The organism is Niabella sp. ZPM-14, assembly GCF_055693045.2.
The window spans coordinates 1,937,591-1,955,666 of the sequence record NZ_CM181148.1; the positions used below are offsets into that span (position 1 = coordinate 1,937,591).

13 protein-coding genes are annotated in these 18,076 nt (G+C 44.4%); 4 read left to right on the forward strand and 9 right to left on the reverse strand.

The window, feature by feature from the left end:
• Positions 1–3: 3 nt before the first annotated feature.
• Both ACU37H_RS08270 and ACU37H_RS08275 read left to right on the forward strand, forming a co-directional pair.
• The gene (locus ACU37H_RS08270) at positions 4–2,472 is read left to right on the forward strand and encodes a bifunctional UDP-N-acetylmuramoyl-tripeptide:D-alanyl-D-alanine ligase/alanine racemase (RefSeq protein ID WP_472701999.1); all 2,469 of its coding nucleotides are present in this window, start codon (positions 4–6) and stop codon (positions 2,470–2,472) included.
• Between the two features lie 54 nt (positions 2,473–2,526).
• Entirely contained in the window at positions 2,527–3,216 is a 690-nt protein-coding gene (locus tag ACU37H_RS08275) for a lipoprotein signal peptidase (protein WP_472701998.1), read from the forward strand.
• 213 nt (positions 3,217–3,429) lie between these two features.
• On the opposite strand, the gene ACU37H_RS08280 is transcribed toward ACU37H_RS08275, so the two are convergent.
• Positions 3,430–3,969 (reverse strand): thioredoxin family protein, encoded by a 540-nt coding sequence (locus tag ACU37H_RS08280; protein WP_472701997.1) that lies wholly within the window; start codon positions 3,967–3,969, stop codon positions 3,430–3,432.
• A 120-nt stretch (positions 3,970–4,089) separates the two neighbouring features.
• On the opposite strand from ACU37H_RS08280, the gene ACU37H_RS08285 reads away from it, so the two are divergent.
• Both ACU37H_RS08285 and ACU37H_RS08290 read left to right on the forward strand, forming a co-directional pair.
• Positions 4,090–4,812 (forward strand): pyridoxine 5'-phosphate synthase, encoded by a 723-nt coding sequence (locus ACU37H_RS08285; protein ID WP_472701996.1) that lies wholly within the window; start codon positions 4,090–4,092, stop codon positions 4,810–4,812.
• Positions 4,813–4,910: 98 nt separating this feature from the next.
• Positions 4,911–5,273 carry a hypothetical protein gene (locus ACU37H_RS08290; protein WP_472701995.1) on the forward strand — a complete coding sequence of 121 codons (363 nt, stop codon included), beginning with the start codon at positions 4,911–4,913 and terminating at the stop codon, positions 5,271–5,273.
• A 31-nt stretch (positions 5,274–5,304) separates the two neighbouring features.
• Here the strand turns inward: ACU37H_RS08290 and ACU37H_RS08295 are convergent, their stop codons facing one another.
• The 8 genes from ACU37H_RS08295 to ACU37H_RS08330 form a co-directional block, all read right to left on the reverse strand.
• Entirely contained in the window at positions 5,305–5,616 is a 312-nt protein-coding gene (locus ACU37H_RS08295) for a DUF3467 domain-containing protein (RefSeq protein WP_472701994.1), read from the reverse strand.
• Between the two features lie 474 nt (positions 5,617–6,090).
• On the reverse strand, positions 6,091–6,600 hold the full coding sequence (locus ACU37H_RS08300) for a hypothetical protein (RefSeq protein ID WP_472701993.1): 510 nt from the start codon (positions 6,598–6,600) through the stop codon (positions 6,091–6,093).
• Positions 6,601–6,606: 6 nt separating this feature from the next.
• Positions 6,607–8,094, reverse strand: coding sequence for a SusD/RagB family nutrient-binding outer membrane lipoprotein (locus ACU37H_RS08305; RefSeq protein ID WP_472701992.1), 1,488 nt, complete (start codon positions 8,092–8,094; stop codon positions 6,607–6,609).
• Positions 8,095–8,099: 5 nt separating this feature from the next.
• Positions 8,100–11,216, reverse strand: a complete 3,117-nt coding sequence (locus ACU37H_RS08310) for a SusC/RagA family TonB-linked outer membrane protein (RefSeq protein WP_472701991.1) — start codon at positions 11,214–11,216, stop codon at positions 8,100–8,102.
• Positions 11,217–11,459: 243 nt separating this feature from the next.
• Complete coding sequence (locus ACU37H_RS08315; protein ID WP_472701990.1) at positions 11,460–12,089, reverse strand: hypothetical protein; 630 nt, start codon at positions 12,087–12,089, stop codon at positions 11,460–11,462.
• A gap of 84 nt (positions 12,090–12,173) precedes the next feature.
• Positions 12,174–13,133: a DUF1735 domain-containing protein gene (locus tag ACU37H_RS08320; RefSeq protein ID WP_472701989.1), complete on the reverse strand. Its 960-nt coding sequence runs from the start codon at positions 13,131–13,133 to the stop codon at positions 12,174–12,176.
• A gap of 37 nt (positions 13,134–13,170) precedes the next feature.
• Positions 13,171–14,754: a SusD/RagB family nutrient-binding outer membrane lipoprotein gene (locus ACU37H_RS08325; protein WP_472701988.1), complete on the reverse strand. Its 1,584-nt coding sequence runs from the start codon at positions 14,752–14,754 to the stop codon at positions 13,171–13,173.
• Positions 14,755–14,792: 38 nt separating this feature from the next.
• Positions 14,793–17,933, reverse strand: a complete 3,141-nt coding sequence (locus ACU37H_RS08330; RefSeq protein ID WP_472701987.1) for a SusC/RagA family TonB-linked outer membrane protein — start codon at positions 17,931–17,933, stop codon at positions 14,793–14,795.
• Positions 17,934–18,076: the final 143 nt, after the last annotated feature.

Here is an 18,076-nt window from a genome sequence, read left to right on the forward strand (position 1 = left end):
GCTATGTATCCACTGAAGGACATAGCACGCATCCTGAAGATCCCGGCGAAGCAATTGCCCGATCTATCGATTGGTACATTGCTGACGGATAGCCGCAAGCTAACGCATCCGGAATCTTCGCTTTTCTTTGCCCTGAGCGGTCCGCGGAGAAACGGGCATCTTTTTATCCCCGAATTATATAAGGCAGGCGTCAGGTATTTTGTGGTTTCGGAAAAAATACCAGCCAAAGCCTACCCCGGCGCCGCGTTTTTGCAGGTCGGCGACGTGTTGGCCGCCTTGCAGCAACTGGCTGCTGCCCATCGGTCAAAATTCAATATTGAAGTGATCGGTATCACGGGCAGCAACGGGAAAACCATTGTAAAAGAATGGCTGTACCAGGTACTGCAACAGGATAGGACTATTGTCAGAAGTCCCAAAAGCTACAACTCACAGATCGGCGTGCCGTTAAGCGTATGGGAATTGCAGCCGCAACATGACCTGGCAATCTTCGAAGCAGGGATCAGTCAGAAACACGAAATGGCGGCGCTGGAGACCATCATCCGGCCAACGATAGGCATTCTGACCAATATCGGGGCGGCCCACAGTGAAGGTTTTAAAAACGATACAGAAAAGCTCAAAGAAAAACTTCGTCTTTTTAAACGGTCAAAAGTCCTGGTCGCCAACGCGGATGACCCGCTCATCCGGCGGGAAACGAAACAATTGGGTATCCCCGTGTTTTACTGGGGAAATGAAGCGGGCTGCGACCTGCAGGTACTGAACGTACACAAGGAAGCGCTCACCACGACGATACAACTGCTCCACGAAGAAAAAAAATTTTCCGTTCAGATTCCTTTTACGGACGACGCGTCTATCGAAAACGCACTTAGCTGTTGTGCCGCCGCGTTGTATCTTGGAGTCGGTACAGAACGGCTCATTGAACGCATGCAAACGCTGCAGCCGGTGAATATGCGGCTTGAGTTCAAGAAGGGCGTTAACAATTGTGTTATTATCAACGACAGCTACAGCGCAGACATTGACTCTTTTTCGATTGCCCTGCATTTCTTGCAACAACAGGCGAAAGGCCTTCGAAAAACTGTTATCCTGTCTGATTTTATGCAAACCGGGCACGACCTCGAACCGCTTTATCAAAATATTCTCGCACAGCTTCAACAACACAAAGTGACCCGGCTGATCGGCATTGGCAGCCAGCTGCAGGCTTTAATGCCCGCGTTGATGAAAGCAGGCAAAAGCAGGATGGAAGCGAGCTTCTACCCTACCACCCGCGACTTCATCAAACAGTTCCGGACCTTTGATTTCAGAGAGGAAGCCATTCTGATCAAAGGTGCGCGCGTTTTCGGATTTGAAGAGATCGCTGCGTTGCTGGAACAGAAGGCACACCAAACGATACTGGAAATTAATCTGAATGCGATAGCTCATAACTTTAAGGTTTTTCAGCAGCTGCTGCAACCGCGCACCAAAATGATGGTGATGGTGAAAGCCTTTGCCTATGGCAGCGGCGGCACCGAAGTAGCCAGCCTGTTGCAATACCATAAAGCAGACTATCTCGGTGTAGCTTATGCGGACGAAGGCGTTGAAATCCGTGATGCCGGCGTTACCACGCCAGTAATGGTACTGAATCCCGAAGAGAGCGCTTTCGACGCCATCACAGAACACCGCCTGGAACCCGATCTGTTTTCTTTTGATCAGTTAGCGGCGTTCGAGGCGCACGTACAACAAAGTGGATTGACGGATTATCCCGTCCATATAGAAATTGAAACCGGTATGAACCGGCTGGGATTCAGTGTAGAAGCCGTCCCTAAGCTGATTGACAAGCTTAAAAAGAACCGATACCTAAAGGTGCAGTCCGTTTTCTCTCACCTTGCAGCAAGTGAAGACAAGGTAGAAGACGCGTTCACACTGCATCAGTATGAATTGCTTTTGAACGCCGCTTCCGATATAAAAAAAGGGTTGGGCTATAACTTCCTGCGGCATATTGCCAACTCTTCTGCCATTGCACGTTTTTCCGAACTTCAATTGGATATGGTACGTCTTGGCATCGGACTTTACGGCATCAGCGGCCCCGAAATATCATCCCGGCTGCAGCCGGCGCTGACGCTGAAATCGACGATTGCCCAGTTGAAGGAGGTGAAACAAGGCGAAACCATCAGCTATAATCGCCGCGGTGTAGCTGCCAAAGCATCATTGATCGCCACCGTGCGCATCGGTTATGCTGACGGCTATTCACGGCGGCTGAGCAACGGAGTAGGTTATATGTTGGTCCGCGGGAAAAAGGCACCTGTGATCGGTACGGTGTGTATGGACATGGTGATGATCGATGTCACGGATATTGCGGGAGTGAAAGAGGGGGACGATGTAGTCGTTTTTGGCAGTGGCTTACCCGTAGAAGAGCTGGCAGAACGCATCGGGACAATACCTTATGAGATCATGACGGGCATTTCTCAACGCGTAAAAAGAGTTTATTGGAGTGAGTAGCTTGCAAAAATTAATCCCCGAAAATTAAAAATTAAAAATCATCTTTGCAAACTTATGAAGGCAGGGAAGTTAAGTACATCTATACTGATTATCTTATTGGTCCTGATCGTTGACCAGGTGGTCAAGATCTACATCAAAACACATTATCCGGTAGGCGAAGTAACGCGCATTTTCGGATGGGATTGGGCACGTATCCACTTCATTGAGAACAGTGGTATGGCCTGGGGCTGGAAGTTTGGCAACGAAGGCGGGAAAGTCGCTTTGACGCTGTTCAGACTGGTAGCGGTAATATTTGGAAGCTGGCTGATCGTCAAATTTGCAAGAGAAAAGTATTCTCGCGGTTTCATGGTTTGCGTGGCCCTGATCTACGCCGGCGCGCTGGGCAACCTGATCGATAGTATGTTTTATGGAATGCTGTTTGACAAAGGCCTCCATTTCGATCCCGCGGTAGGCGACTATGTGGGCTACAGCGGCATTGCTACGCTGGGCGGCGAGGGATATGCTTCCTTTCTGCATGGTAGCGTGGTAGACATGCTTTATTTCCCGATGGTGAAAACCACTTACCCTTCCTGGGTGCCTTGGGTGGGAGGCGAACCCTTCGAGTTCTTTGGACCGATCTTTAATATCGCCGACATGGCCATTTCAACCGGGGTGATCACACTGCTGGTATTTCAAAAGAAATTTTACAGGAAAGCGGATACAGTAGAAACACAAGAGCCGCTGATCGGACAGCCATTACAATAAAAATCCGCTGAACGCAAACTCAGCGGATCAACGGTGTTTGTCAGAATATCTTGAAGTTGTGGTGGCTTGTCTTCGAGGGCGGCTTGCAAAACCGGCTCAATGTCCAACTCGGCTGAACGTCGGCTTTCAGCCCTTATCTTCCGCACAAAGTTACGGTCATTTATTACCACTCCCGATAAAGCCCTATCACCTATTCGGGTGACCCTGCCGCCTTTAGTTGGTCCTGACCGGTTCATTTTTACGAAAGCGTTCAAATATTGCTTTACTGGTTGACTCATCTATCGCAGAAGATTTTTTGAGTACGCTAATGAAATGTTCCACTTCGTTGGCAGCCGCCGGGCAACCGGCATTAGTACCGTCGGGCATGGTTGCATCGCCGAGTACGTGACCTTCAGGATCAAAAACAATCCAAAACGGAATCCCTGAATTGGCGGGAGCATGCTTATTAAACAGTGCTTCAGCTCCGGGATTTTCCAAATGCTTCTTATCCTTTGACTCAAGGACGGTGAGATGCTCTACGACATAATTATCCGAAAAGAACTTCTTGCAGGCCACATCATTCATGGCTGTATCCATCTTCCGGCACCAGCCACACCAGGAAGCATGAAAAATTATGAACACATTCTTTTTTTCTGCTTTAGCTTTGCTGAAGGCTCGCTTCAGTACTGCATCAGCGGTTGGCGGTGTTGATTGTGCAAACGCACCGTAACTTAAAAAGCCTACGAGCAAAAGGAACATTAAATTTTTTATCATATCGTTGTGTTTTATTTAAGCAGTTTAACGGCGATGAAGCGCAACAGAGGTTAAAGGATCCACCGCGGCACAATAGCGCTCCATCATTCCCTGATCGCCTCTAATTAAAATTGTAGAATAATGACGAAACTCTCTGTAAATATAAACAAAATCGCTACCCTTAGAAATTCGCGCGGCGGGAACAATCCCGACCTGGTGAAGATGGCCAAAGATGCCGAACGGTTTGGTGCCTCAGGAATCACGGTTCATCCGCGTCCGGATGAACGACATATCCGGTATGCCGACGTTCGTGAATTAAGACCGGTGTTAACCACAGAATTCAATATTGAAGGAAACTGTCGCGAACAAAAATTTATTGATTTAGTATTAGAGGTTCGACCCCACCAGGTGACGCTGGTACCAGACGCCCTGGGCCAATTGACGAGTGACCACGGATGGGATACGATCGCCCATAAAGACTATCTTAAAGAGATGATCGGCACTTTTAAGGAAGCAGGCATCCGGGTGTCGATTTTTGTAGACCCTGATGAAAGAATGGTAGAAGGTGCTGCTGAAACCGGTACTGATCGTATTGAGTTGTACACAGAAGGGTACGCACGACGTTATCATGAAGACCGCCAGCAGGCTATCGCGCCTTATTTGAAAGCCGCCGAAACGGCAAAAGCACTCGGCTTAGGGCTCAATGCGGGACACGACCTGGACCTGAAGAACTTACAGTTCTTTGCCACCCGGATTCCCTGGCTGGACGAAGTCAGCATCGGTCATGCGCTGATCTGTGACGCGTTGTACCTCGGTTTCGAAAACACAATACAATTGTATAACAGACAGTTGGCCGGCAGTTAAGATCCTAACCCGGATATCACCAAGGCATTACCGCTGTTTCAGGGTCTTCCTTCCAACTTTTGCGGCTCTTTTTGCGTCAATTGGATGAATTGAGACAAATGAAATATTTTTTGACCATAGCATCGTTGTTCCTGCTCTTTGCGGCAAAGGCGCAAAAGGTGGAGAGTATCCACTTTCACCTGTACACCGACAGCCTGAAAAAGGGAACGCATAATTATATAAACGTCGATGGCAAGCTGAGCGACGGCAACTGGAAGCCGCTGACGGCGAAAGAAATTGAGTTCAAAACCGACTATGGAAAATTTGAAGGCAATGACCTGGTGCTCCCGGAAAACACCCATGTGCAGAAGCTTACCGTTACTGCTACGCTAAAAGCCAACCCTCGTGAATGCAAAAAGATCACCATCTGGATCAAGCAACGGCCTGATCCACCATTACAAACGGAGAAAAGGCGCCGATAGTTAACAGCGCTCTCCTAACCAGCCGGTTCCATTAAGCCTGTGCGGTAGGACCGCCAAAATTGACGGGAATCTGAACTTCATCGAGGTCTTTGATCTCTCCTTGTGCGGCTTCAAACTTTTCAATATTATCTACCAATGCTTTCATGAAACGCTTGGCATGTTGCGGTGTTAAGATGATCCGTGACTTGACCTTACTTTTGGGTGTACCTGGCATGATATTCACGAAATCAACGACAAATTCTGCGTGGGAGTGGGTGATGATCGCCAGGTTAGCATATGTTCCTTCTGCTACTTCTTCTGAAATTTCTATGTTAAGCGGATTCGGCTCCTGTTGTTGCTGCATGAAAAAAATTTTGGGTGAAGATAAAGAAAAAGGAACCAAGACCGAAAGGCTCGGCGTTGGTTCCTGCCTGTTTTTAAAAAGATGAACAGATCACTTAAGAAGGAGGGTATTATAATCGAACTAGCGGTTGGGCACGACCCAGGTCTACCTATTAACATCTGGAGGAGTGATTGATTTTGCGGCCAAGGCCGAAGGTGAACTACCGCGGTTTTCAGTATTGCCCCGACTGATCGTGTCGCCCCATCTTTCAGGTCAAACCTGTCAACCCTTTGCCCCATAATTTAATAGATACATTTTATTTCTTCCCATAGTTCAGCACCCATTTTAGCAGTGGTGAACGCAGGAGCCCGGTCGGAAGTTTTATTAAGCTTAACTAAACCAGCTATCCATTTGAAGCGTTCATCGCTTGTGCACGCATAAAAAATCCCTTCGCTCTTGCAGTGCGAAGGGACATTAATGGAATGTTCGACAATATTATTTAGATTCTTTGACCATTGATCCAGGTCGATAAGCATTGAAAGCAACAACAGCTTTTGTACCTTCTGCTGGATAACCTAATCTGAGATTTCCGTATTTGGGACTCGTTGCTGATGTTAAGGTTATCGTTCCCTTGACAACGTCAACTCCGGACGGAAAGTCAGCGTCAGGAATAGTTATAGATACATTTTGAGAGGTAACAAATTTTTTATACGAGACCTTCGTAGTCCGACTGTTTCCTCCCGTTATCTGTATAGTTAGCGCAACATCTATATCTTCCGCAAAACCGACTCTGGATTCTAACGCAATATTTTTAGGGGTTAATGTATAAGACGGTGAGCCCCCGGTAGTTTTACCGTCGTTGAAAACGATAGACGTTGTAGTAAACCTTAAATAATTGTTCGTTTTATCCGAAAAATTATATGAGTCGCCATCATATTTTTGACACGAAATAATTCCGAAGGCAAATAAGATCAGCGTCAGAATGAGATTCATTTTGTTGTTCATAATTTTTTATTTTTCAAACCATAATTTATCAAAGTACTGTGCCTGCGCCGGCGCATTAGGGTTAGCTGATAACTCAGCAGATACAGGATAAGGCCATCTGTGAAAGAGGTTACCAGCCGGCGCGCCTTGAGGGATAGAAAGAAGAGGAACCCGTAATTCATCATTGGGCCCACCAGACCTTCTCCAGTTAACCCATGCATCAAACGGCCGATCCATAAAATCAATAAATTGCTGTAAATGTATTTCAGAAACGGCGTTGGCAACGGCGTTCAGAGATTTGGAAGTGGCCCAGGCCTTAGCATCTGTTCTGCTCACTCCATAATAAACACATGCTTCCTCTAATGCCTGCTGAAAGTACTGATTCGCTTTTGTTAAATCCTGGGCAACTCCCAATCCTCTGGCATATATTTCTGACAAAAGAAATAATTGCTCCTGGAAAGACAGTACTAGTTCGGGGGCGTTCATAGCGAAAAGAGGCGACTTAGCTCCCGCGGATAAAGCAACTTTGGAGGAGGATATGGTCGCGGTATTTGCATTGGCTGTTTGTCCGCCATTTACACCCACATAAGCACTGCTCCCCGCTGGCAGGTCAAAATATTTAGAAAGACGCGGATCTTTGCGTTCGATCATCGGCTGTAAGATGGCATTGTGAGCAAAGAACTGGCTATTCCTCCCATCTTCCAGGTACAAACCATAGTTGTCTAAAACAGAAAATTTGGGGTTTTGATTTCCTTTGGCAGTTCCATAAGGAAATTCCATGTTATCAGCAGCAGATGCAAGTAGATTGTTGCTTTGCACTAATGTGGCGATTGCAGCAGCTTTTGTCGGGTCTTTATCCACCATTACCATTAAGATCCGCAACTTCATTGCGTACGCTGCCCTTTTCCACTTGGAGAGATCGCCTTTATAGAACAGATCACCTTCGGTTATCGCCGTAGCATTGCTGGCCGGAATTTGAGCAATCGCTTCATCAAGTAATCGAAGTAGAGACTCAAGTACCTCTTTTTGAGTATCGAACTTCGGATAGGGAATAGTAGACGCCTGCCACGCTTCCGAAAAAGGCACATCTCCCCACAACATAGTTGCCGTGTATATCTCTTGAGCTAACAGAATTTTACATTGCGCCGCAGCAGCATCATTTCTGGGCGTGCTATTTTCTGAAATATCAATAGCTAGATTCAGATTTTGTCCTCCGTTCACATAGATAGCTGTCCAGGTATTACCTGTAGAAAACGTACTAATGTCATATGCATCTCCGGCCGCCCAGCCGTATGTGCCGCCATCAGACTGTGTTTGCGCGGCCAATATTAATGGAACGTAAAAGTCCCCGGCAGATCTGTTCGAACCATATGTCACGATAGCGTAGTTAAATAATAGCTCAGGCTTGATAGTAGTAACCGCATTCGGGTTATTGTTAACATCAAGATACTTTTTACACGACGATAGCAGGATCGAGGTCAAAGCAATTAAGAAAAGTATATTTATCTTTTTCATTATCTCTATAGTTTAATTTTCAGGTTAAAGCCTAGTGATCTTGTAGTAGGGAAACTGTTGAATTCAACACCGTCACCAGCGCTATTATTTCCAAAGAAATTCAATTCAGGATCCACATGCGGCGCATAGGACTTTATCAACCAGAGGTTTCTTCCCTCTAGTCCGAATTCTAGTCCTTTTATTATACCTCGGAATGGAACTATAGCCTCGGGAAATCTATACGATAAGGTTACTGATCTTAATTTAACATAGGAAGCATCAAAGACATTTCCCTCCGTATTAGCTGTGGCAGAATAGGTAGCCCAAAAATCCTGCATGCTTTGAACGGGAGTGGTATTTTCTACATAGGTAACACTTCCATCATCCTTCGTAACAGCATTCACGCCTTTGTCAATAAACGTCCCGTCCCTGTTAGCTTCCGTTTCCGCTACCATACCTGACGCACGAAGAGAGGCTACAGTCCCTGAGTAAAAAACGCCACCTTGTCTAATATCAATCAAGAAGCCTAAGGAAGCGCCTTTGTATGAAAGATTGTTATTAATTCCCAACAGGTATTTCGGATTGATGTCTCCTAAATACTGGTCTGCATCTGTTAACCTTAATCCAGTGGCTGCGTTGATTACAAACTGACCATCGGGAGAGCGACGCCATTTGTTACCATACAAAGCGTACGGTTTACCAGGAACAGCCTTTATTTGCAAATTGCTCCAGCCGCTTGCGATGCTATATTGAGTCAAAGACGGTTCTAATTCATTAACAACTTGCCTATTAGTGGAGAAATTCCCTGTGAGATTCCAGGTAAAGCCGCTTGTTGTTTTGACAGGAATCAGGTCGAGGGTAATTTCATACCCTCTGTTCGTAATAGACCCGGCATTAATCGTTTTCGAATAATAACCGGTCGACCTCGGAACCGACAAATTCAATATTTGATTTCGGGTCTTTGTATTATAGTAAGTCAAGTCGATACCAATCCTATTGGCAAGGAATTTCAGGTTGGTTCCTATCTCAAATGAGCTGGCAATTTGTGGTTTTAAACCAGCATTCGGCAGTACCTGTGGTGCATTGAAGCCTTGTATACCCAGAAACGGGAATGTTCCCGGCAAAGAAAATTGAACAAAATAGGTTGAAGGCGCTCCATATGTTGTTTCAAGCAAATAGGGATCTGCATCAGACCCCACCTGAGCGTAGCTAAGACGTAGGTTACCGAAACTCAACACATTTCTTCTCTGAAGTAGCTCTGAGAAAACAAAACTACCACCCGCAGAATAATAAAAATAAGAACGATTTTCGACAGGCAGGGTGGAGCTTATGTCATTCCTGCCCGTCAACGTCAGATAGATCATATTCTTGTAAGAAGGGGAAATCTCCCCATAAAAACTTATGAGTCGCTGTTGTCGGAAGCCTTCTGTAGTAGTTACGGTTTGAGCATTATTAGGACGATAAAATCCGTCTATTATTAAGTTGCTGGCATCAATATTTATCGCGAAGGTTTTACGATCCAGAATACTACTTCCTATCATCGTTTTTAAATCGATGTCTGAAGTCAGCTTAGTCTTTGCAGTCGCCATAAGATCATTGCTCACTCTTCTCACGGTTAAAGTATAATCTTCGTAACTACCCAGCATATCGCCCGCAGTCCCTTGCCTGTTAAAAGAATTTTGTAGTTGATTGGCGTAATCATATCCTGTATTGTTCGTTATCGAAAGCCAGGGTGCTGGTTTGTACTCTAAAAAGGCACTCCCAAAAAAACGATCCTGATCGCTGTTGTGCATATTTTTGTTCGCTATCCAATATGGGTTATTCCCATTCCTATCGGTACTGAGGTAAATTTGATTACCCAAAGAGTCCTGATAATTATTCTTTAAGTCGTTGACATTTACTGTAACAGGAATACTGTAAACTGAGGTGGTAAGAATATTAGGCGAATTAGAGCTTTGCTCAGGACGCCCGAATACTAAATTTTTAACATAATTGGTCGAGACGCGCGCCGAAAGCTTCTCAGAAAAATGATACCCTGCATTAGCACTGATATTGTACCTGTTTTGTTTTTGGTTGGGCACGATGCCATTTGCTGTTACGTTACCGAAACTAACCCTGAAGTCTCCTTTCTCGGACCCACCGGAAAGTCCGATTGTATTGATATACGAATTGCCCGTGATAAAGAAGTTCTCTGCATTATCGGGGTGAGACTGCAACTTAACATCTCTTCCCAGAAAATCAGGAAAAGTCTGATCCTGAACGTCTGATATTTTCGGGCCCCAGCCATTTGTATATCTTAGATTGTAAACGCCGTAGTTTCCCTGGGCGTACTGTGTTTGAAAATCGGGGAGTCGTAAGGGATTATCCATCCTGTAGGATGAGTTGATGTCAATTTGTGGCTTTCCTTTAGTGCCGCGTTTTGTAGTAATTACTATGGCTCCGTCTTTTGCAAGAGAACCATATTGTGCCGTTGCAGCCGGACCTTTTAGAACCGTCATGGTAGCTATGTCATCGGGGTTAATATCACTTATACCATTTCCGTAATCAACGTTTCCGGTAGTTCCGGCAGTAAATGCGGTATTAGATAGAATAATACCATCTACGACGAATATCGGCTGGCTGCTTCCTGACAATGAAGATCCGCCACGGATTATTATTTTAGAAGATCCTCCTAATGCTCCCGACTGAGCGTTAATGCGGACGCCCGAGGCCTGGCCGGCCAAAGCATCCACTACATTTAAAGCCCTCGCGTTTTCCAGCTTATCAGCAGAAATGGTTTGCGCACTATATCCTAAAGACCTATTTTCTCGCTTAATTCCCAACGCCGTAACGACTACCTCCTCAATTAACTGTCCGTCGCGTCTCAACACGACTGTAACGGCAGGGCCTTCCACTTTAATTTCCTGAGCCAGATAGCCCGTAGCCGAAAAGACCAACACAGCACCATTTGCTGCACTGATACTAAACTTTCCCTCGGCATTGGCAGATGTGCCGGTAGTTGTTCCCTTAACTGACACTGAGGCGAAAGGCACAGGATCTGCCAATTCGTTGAGTACTGTCCCGGTGATAGTTTTGGTTTGTGACCATACAACGCACGCGTTTAACAGTAGCAGCGTCGTTAGCATTAGCCTTAATTTTGTCATGCATTAAGTTTTTATTAAATAATGCTAAAGTAACCAAACACATTAAACTATAAACGAATAAAATATAATCTATCTTTTTAAATTTAATAAATTCAACAAATTAAGTATATATATTAAAACTTATTTATAAACAGTCGGATGGATAAGGAATTTAAAGCCCCAGACGCTGAAAAATTTTGATGGTTTAAAAAAGGAAAAGCCGCGAGTTTTCTCGCGGCCTTATATTTATGATTTTTCTTTCGTCTATTTCCTGGCGCAATAGCTGATCATCTTCTTTAAGCCTTCTACATCATCCAGCTTTATGTCATTCTTCTTAATGAAGGCGGTTATTTCCTTCCGATTAATATTACAAACATGGGAAATGTCGGCCGTGGTACTAAATGGTTTCAGTTTAGCTCCCTTTAACAGCCAAAACTCCCTGACATACTTTACACCGTTCGTGTTATTATACCTCTTCACCAGGCCAACATTAGAAATGTTATTACTGATAGCAGCAGTTTCCTTTTGTGTAACCCCTTCCTTTTCAAGCGTGCTCATCTTAGAAACGGGCTTGTTTGAATAGGAAATAAGCAGATCGGTATGAGAAGTTTGCTCGTAAAATTTCCCAGACAGCGGGGTAAAAACACTTTTTCCAATCCTAACTTCCTTTATATCTTTCAAATTTGCCAGCTCCATCATTTGCCCACCCCCTATAAAAACGATCGCCTGATTATTTGTGTTGTAATTCAATTCTGCTTTTTCAATACGCCCTGAGGTCATTATTACCTCTCCTTCAATAAAACTTCTGAACAGCAAAGGTCTGGTGTCGATAGAGCCCTGACAAAAACCATTGGACACCGAAATCGATAACAGGAATAAAAAGAAGACTTTCATAAAAGTAATTTTTGGGTTTATAAAAAACACGAGGTCACCTCGTTTAACGTGGCGACCTCGTGCTATGAATAGCAGAAGGATTTATTAATCTCTTGGTCCTATATATTCGAGAGTATCAAAAAAGGCCCTCTGAGGATTGTTTGCATACATCCACGATACAAAAATATCTTTTGTCGCGGGATCCTGACGATTAGATAACGCCCCAGGTCCGGTGCTTTCGGTATAAAGCGAAATCACAGTTGCGCCGCCAATATTGTATGCACTAACAATCTTATCTGTGCTTGCATCAAACACGATAACAGGAGATATTGCAGAGCCATACCAACTCATTTGATTGTTAGGGCCGATTCCGATCGGATGTCCACTGCTAGCAGCGTCCGGCCAGTAGAACATAACCGAAGTCGCTCCTGCGGTTATCAGCTCTATCTCGGTTTCATACGGGAAGTTGTATGGAGTTCTGTTATGGTATCCTGTAAGCTTATAAAGCCCATCGTACTTGTTCCTCACAAGGAAGGAATACACAGCAATTCCGAAATTCCCACTGATAATGTGTGAAGGGCTGGTCGATGCAATTTTCAAAGGAACACCATAGGTTTTATTAAAATCAAACTGCTCGTTGATATTTATTTTCAGCTCAACAGTAGTTTGCCTTGTCCCTGCCTTAATGACAACACTAGAGGGAAATGAAAAAATACTTGCATCCGGCATCTCAAATTCGCTACCGTTTTGCTCGTTAAATAATTCTAGTGCAGCAGCGTCCAATTCAAGATTCACTGTTATATCACTCGGTGCAGCGTCAACTCCGGAATAGCCAATATTCACATTCATAGACGTTGACTGGCCAACAGCGACTACGCCTAAGTCCTTATTGTAACGCGGGTACTTCGATGCTTGAAGTGACAAGTTGTTACCGGTGTTTTTAAATTCCACCACGTTAGTAGTGTTTCCGTTGCCGGTATCGATATTTCCAATCCTTTCCTTAAGGCACGAACTCAGGGAAAGCGAAAGCAAAATCAGAAGGAACGAATAATTAAAAAGTTTCATAATTGTTATTATAAATTAATAATTTATGTTGCATTTACTATGGAAGTGCCCAGAATATCAGAGATGTGTACTGGCTGATTCCTTTGGGAACGTTGTCCGGATTGTAGGTTCCTTCACTTGTCGGATATAATATGCGTGTAGGCAACTTATCAGGTCTTGTTGACTTCGATTGAAGTGACGCAAAGGTTTGCACACCTGTAGCACCGGCAGAATTGACAATCGAAGGATAACGGGTTCTTCTGTAGTCGTTCCAGGCTTGGTCTGAGTTGATTGTATTTAACGCAATATACTTTTGTGTGATGATAGCTTCTTGCCGCTGAGCCTGCGTTGTAGCCAGGGAGAAGTTTACCAGCCGGCTTTCTGCGTTATTCGTTATGTAAGTATTAGCCGCAGCCACCGGATCACCGCTATACGTAATGTTGTCCGGCAGTTTATATAGATAATCAAACGAAGCTCTAATCCCTCTGTAAAAAAGAGTATCGGCAATAGCCTCGGTAACAGTTGAAGAAATCAAACCACTGTTAACAGCTTCGGCCTGGATAAAATAACTTTCTGCTGCGGTGATTATAGGTACACCGGCGTCAGGTCCTTTTAGCACTCCTCTTGAGTTACCGGCACTAGCCCCGGTCCTGTTAGAAGAAGAATACCAGTTGCTGCCGCTTGGGCTGGAGGGAACGTCCTGAGCTTCATTGCCCAATCTGTTTTTTCCAGTATTAGGAAATTGGTAGTAAACAGCGGCGCCTCTTCCGGGGTCATTGAGTTTAGTATTATTATAAAACGCAAACACAAATTCATTTGGCATCCAGGCTTTGTTAGCATCCGACCCGGTATAGCTGAATGCCCAGCTATTCCACATTGGATTTTGCCTTCCGTTGTCCCTTTTATAACCAGGATCAACAATTGCATCTTCTGTCAAGAATCCAGCATCGTCGAAAGCCGTATTTGCGAACTGCACTTTACCATTGGAGGTCACCATGATTCTCAATTTTAAAGTGTTGGCAAATTGCTTCCATAACATCATATCTCCGCCAAACATAGGATCTTGTGCTTCGGTTACTGCAACCGGAGCGACCGTTGCTTCTGCTCCGGCGTTGATATCCGCTATAGCTGTGTCAATCTGCGCTGCCAGATCTTTATAAATAGCAACAGGATCGTCATACTTGGGAGTTAAATCCCCCTGACCTTTAAGCGCGTCAAAATATGGGATGGAGTTATAGGCATCGACTAACATCTGAAAGCCATGAGCCTTCATAATACGGGCAATCGCATCGAAATAAATCAAGGAAGCGTCTTGCTCTGCCATCTGCATCACCAAATGATAATCCTCCAGAACATCATACATGCCCCAACGCGCCTGGTTATCACTGTTTGAAAATTCATACGTAACCGAGGATCCAAAGCCACCGAAACCGCCGGCATTGGCCCAATAACCCACTAATTGCGCACCCATAACATTGTATCCCACTACTTGGTTAGCGGATGCAGTTATGGCCTGCGGCAGGATTAGCTGAGGCGTAGATGATACAGCCTCATTAGGGTTTTGATTTATATCCAGGAACTTTTTACAAGACGTTCCTGCTATAATCAGTACCACTAAAAAAAGAATATTATATTTTTTCATTTGATCTATTTTATTCTGCTCAATGAAATGAATGATGTCTAGAATTTAAAGGTTACAGTTGCACCGTAAAACCTTGAAGGAGGAGTTTGTCCGATACCTGTCAAACCGATACCATTGCTGTCTGCCCCGGCATCACTATACTCCGGATCGGTGTAAATATTATCTTTCGGTAAAAGTATAAACAGATTCCGGCCTTGTAAGCTTACCCGAACACCTTTAACAATTTTTCTGTCTCCGAGGATTCTGTCGGGGAATTCATAGCTGATAGCCATTTCTCTTAATTTCCAGAAGTCGGCAGATGTTACGTAGTTAGAGCTTACATCTCTGTTAACACCATCCGTCCAGAAACCAGCATTTCCGTTACCATCTTTCACCGTGATATTTGTGTTTTTCACATAAGACTCTGTTGCTTCATCCCAATAAACAGAATTAGGAAATACAAATCGCTCACGATTATAGGTAGCTGTTCTGATACCTGTTCCTGACCAATCCATTTCAGCACCCATGTTATTATACATAACGGCTCCTCCCCTGTATTCCATCAAAGCAGAGAATGATAGATTTCTCCAGGAAACAGCAGCATCAAGACCCAACCGATGTTTGTATACCGCACTACCTAATACCTGGATGGCATCCGTACGTTTGGGCAGACCGGTAATTGCATCAACGATTACACGACCTTGATCATCTCTTACATAATCGAATCCCTGAATTACAGGAAAGGGCATACCGGCTATAGCATATGAGCCCGCACCGTTTCCGTAAGTTGCTATTGAAAGCGAAGGCAGATCTGCCGTAATAGAAAGAACATTATTATCAAGACGAGTATAGTTACCACCTACTGTTACATCCCAGTCTGAGTTTCTAACCGGCGTAACGTGAGCAGACACCTCTAATCCTTTACTTTCTGTCTCACCCACATTCGTCAATAAGGCTGTAAATCCGGAAGACGCGGCAACTCCTGTGCTGATAGTCTGATTATTGGTTCTGGTTGCGTAATAAGTAACAGATGAAGTGAATCGGTCCCTGAATAAATTTAAATCAAAGCCAAATTCAGGTCCTGTAGTAATCTCTGGCTGTAGTCCTTCAGCAACCAGTTGATTGCCGATCGTAAAACCAGGCGAGGTTTCGTAAGGGTACCCGTAAGCCTGATTATAAACAGGGAGCGTAGAATAAGCTCCGTAAGGCCGGCCACGTAAATTCACCTGACCCACTTTAGCCCAGCCTCCGCGTACCTTCAGATAGCTGATAACATTGCTGTTTTTAATTACATCAATGGCATCGCTTAAAATTACCGACGCATCTATCGAAGGATAAAAGAAAGTATTATTGCCCGGATCTAAAATCGACACAGCATCTTGTCTGGCCGTACCGTGCAGGAACAAAAAGTTCTTATAGCCAACTCTAGCCTCTGCGTACACACCAACTTGTCTGGCTTTGTAGTTGCCCTCGCTAGCGCCAGGAGTACCAACCCCATTACTAACGTTAAACAGATCGGGCACAACCAGGCCGGACGCACTCACACCTACAGACTTCTGCTCATCTTGCCTTATCTGTACGCCGCCCAAAACACGCAAGCTAAAGTCTTCGGTAAGATTTGCATTGTTGTATTGTGCAAATAAGTCGGTAAGTAACTGAGTTGTAAAGCCGCTTCCGTCTGACACGCTTGCTGGAATGTCTGCCTTCTGGCTAGACTCAGTATGTTTAGAGTATTCACTGTAAATGTATTGACCAACCGTGTTTTTATTGGAAAAATTTCTCGTCGCTAAACCCTGACGGCCAACGATATCCAATCCTTTTATCGGGGTAAATTTAATTTCCACGTTTCCAGTCAAATAATCGTTGCGTGTTTTTGAGCGATAGTTATCTGCACTGAAATAAGGGTTTAAATACCAGGGATTGTAAAAGCCGATAGGACTGGCAAAGTCATCCGTACGCCAATTTGCGTATTTAGTAATATCAACGTTTTGAGGCATGTTCAGCATGTTAGTGTACATCGAAGCGGTCTGGGTAGTGATGTCATAACGATTTTGAACGTATCCAGTGCTATAGGTCAACAAGATTGAATTGCCGATTTTACGGGTTCCGTTTAACCTCATACTAGCCCTGTTATATTTATCTCCGGGCGTCGTACCAGTTACATTGGCAAATTGACCAGAAAAGTATAAGGTAGACTTGTCATCACCTGTTGTCAGAGATATATCTTCCTGATTGGTGACGCCGTTTTGCCAAAAATCTTTCCAGCCGTCATTATAAGAATAATAGGCTGAATCCTGACGCCCGTCTTCCAATGGAGCTCCTAAAGGTCTGTAGCTTCCATCGAACGCATCACCGTAAGATTGGTTTTCAATATAAGACCAAGTTACTTTTCCGAACTCGTCGTATCCGTAGCTGGAACCACCTGCACCAAATAATTTCTGATTCTTGGGATAAAAGGCAACATTTTCTAATGTGGTTGTATGAGAAAAAGTAACTGCAGTTTGTCCGTTACGACCTTTTTTAGTAGTAACAATCACCGCACCGTTTGACGCCTGAGACCCATAAAGAGCGGCAGCACCTGCACCGTTCAATACAGTTATATCTTCTACATCATTTGGATTGAGGTTGCCCAAAACATCGTTTGGCACAATCACATTATCCAATACTAATAATGCCTGGTTGTTACCGGTTAACGATCGTTGTCCTCTTAAGATCAAACGATAATTAGGGTTAACGCCACCGCCAACACCATTGATCATTAGACCTGCCACTTTTCCCTGGAGACCGCTGGCAACGTTTATGGCCCTGCCTTTAGTAAGCGTTTCGCCTGTTACCTGTGTTGCAGCGGTACCTATTTCCTTTCTCTTCGTTTTCACACCACCAGCTGTAACAATCACCTCCTCGATGGTACGTCCCACGCCCTTGAGGTTGATTGTGATAGTGGTACCCGAAGGCGTCACCTCCTGATCTTCGAATCCGGTAGCAGTAATAAGCAAAGTAGCTTTCTCGGCAACTGTAATACTAAAGTCGCCGCTCTCATCAGCAGAAACCCCATTGTTGGTTCCTTTCTCGGTAACTGAAGCGAATGGAATTGCGTTGCCGGTTTCATCATAAACATGGCCAGTGATAGTTTTAGTTTGCGCGAATACACAAACAGAAAAAGCCATACTCATTGCCAGAAGCAATAGAAATTTTCTCATGTAAAACTTTTTTGTTAAAAATGTTAAAAAAGGGCGGTTGATTCTATTAAGCCAGTCAGCTTTTTAAGGATTAACCGAGTTTTCGTACAGGGCAAGTTATATTTTTTTTAACAAAAAGATCATTGACTTTTAATAATTTTTTA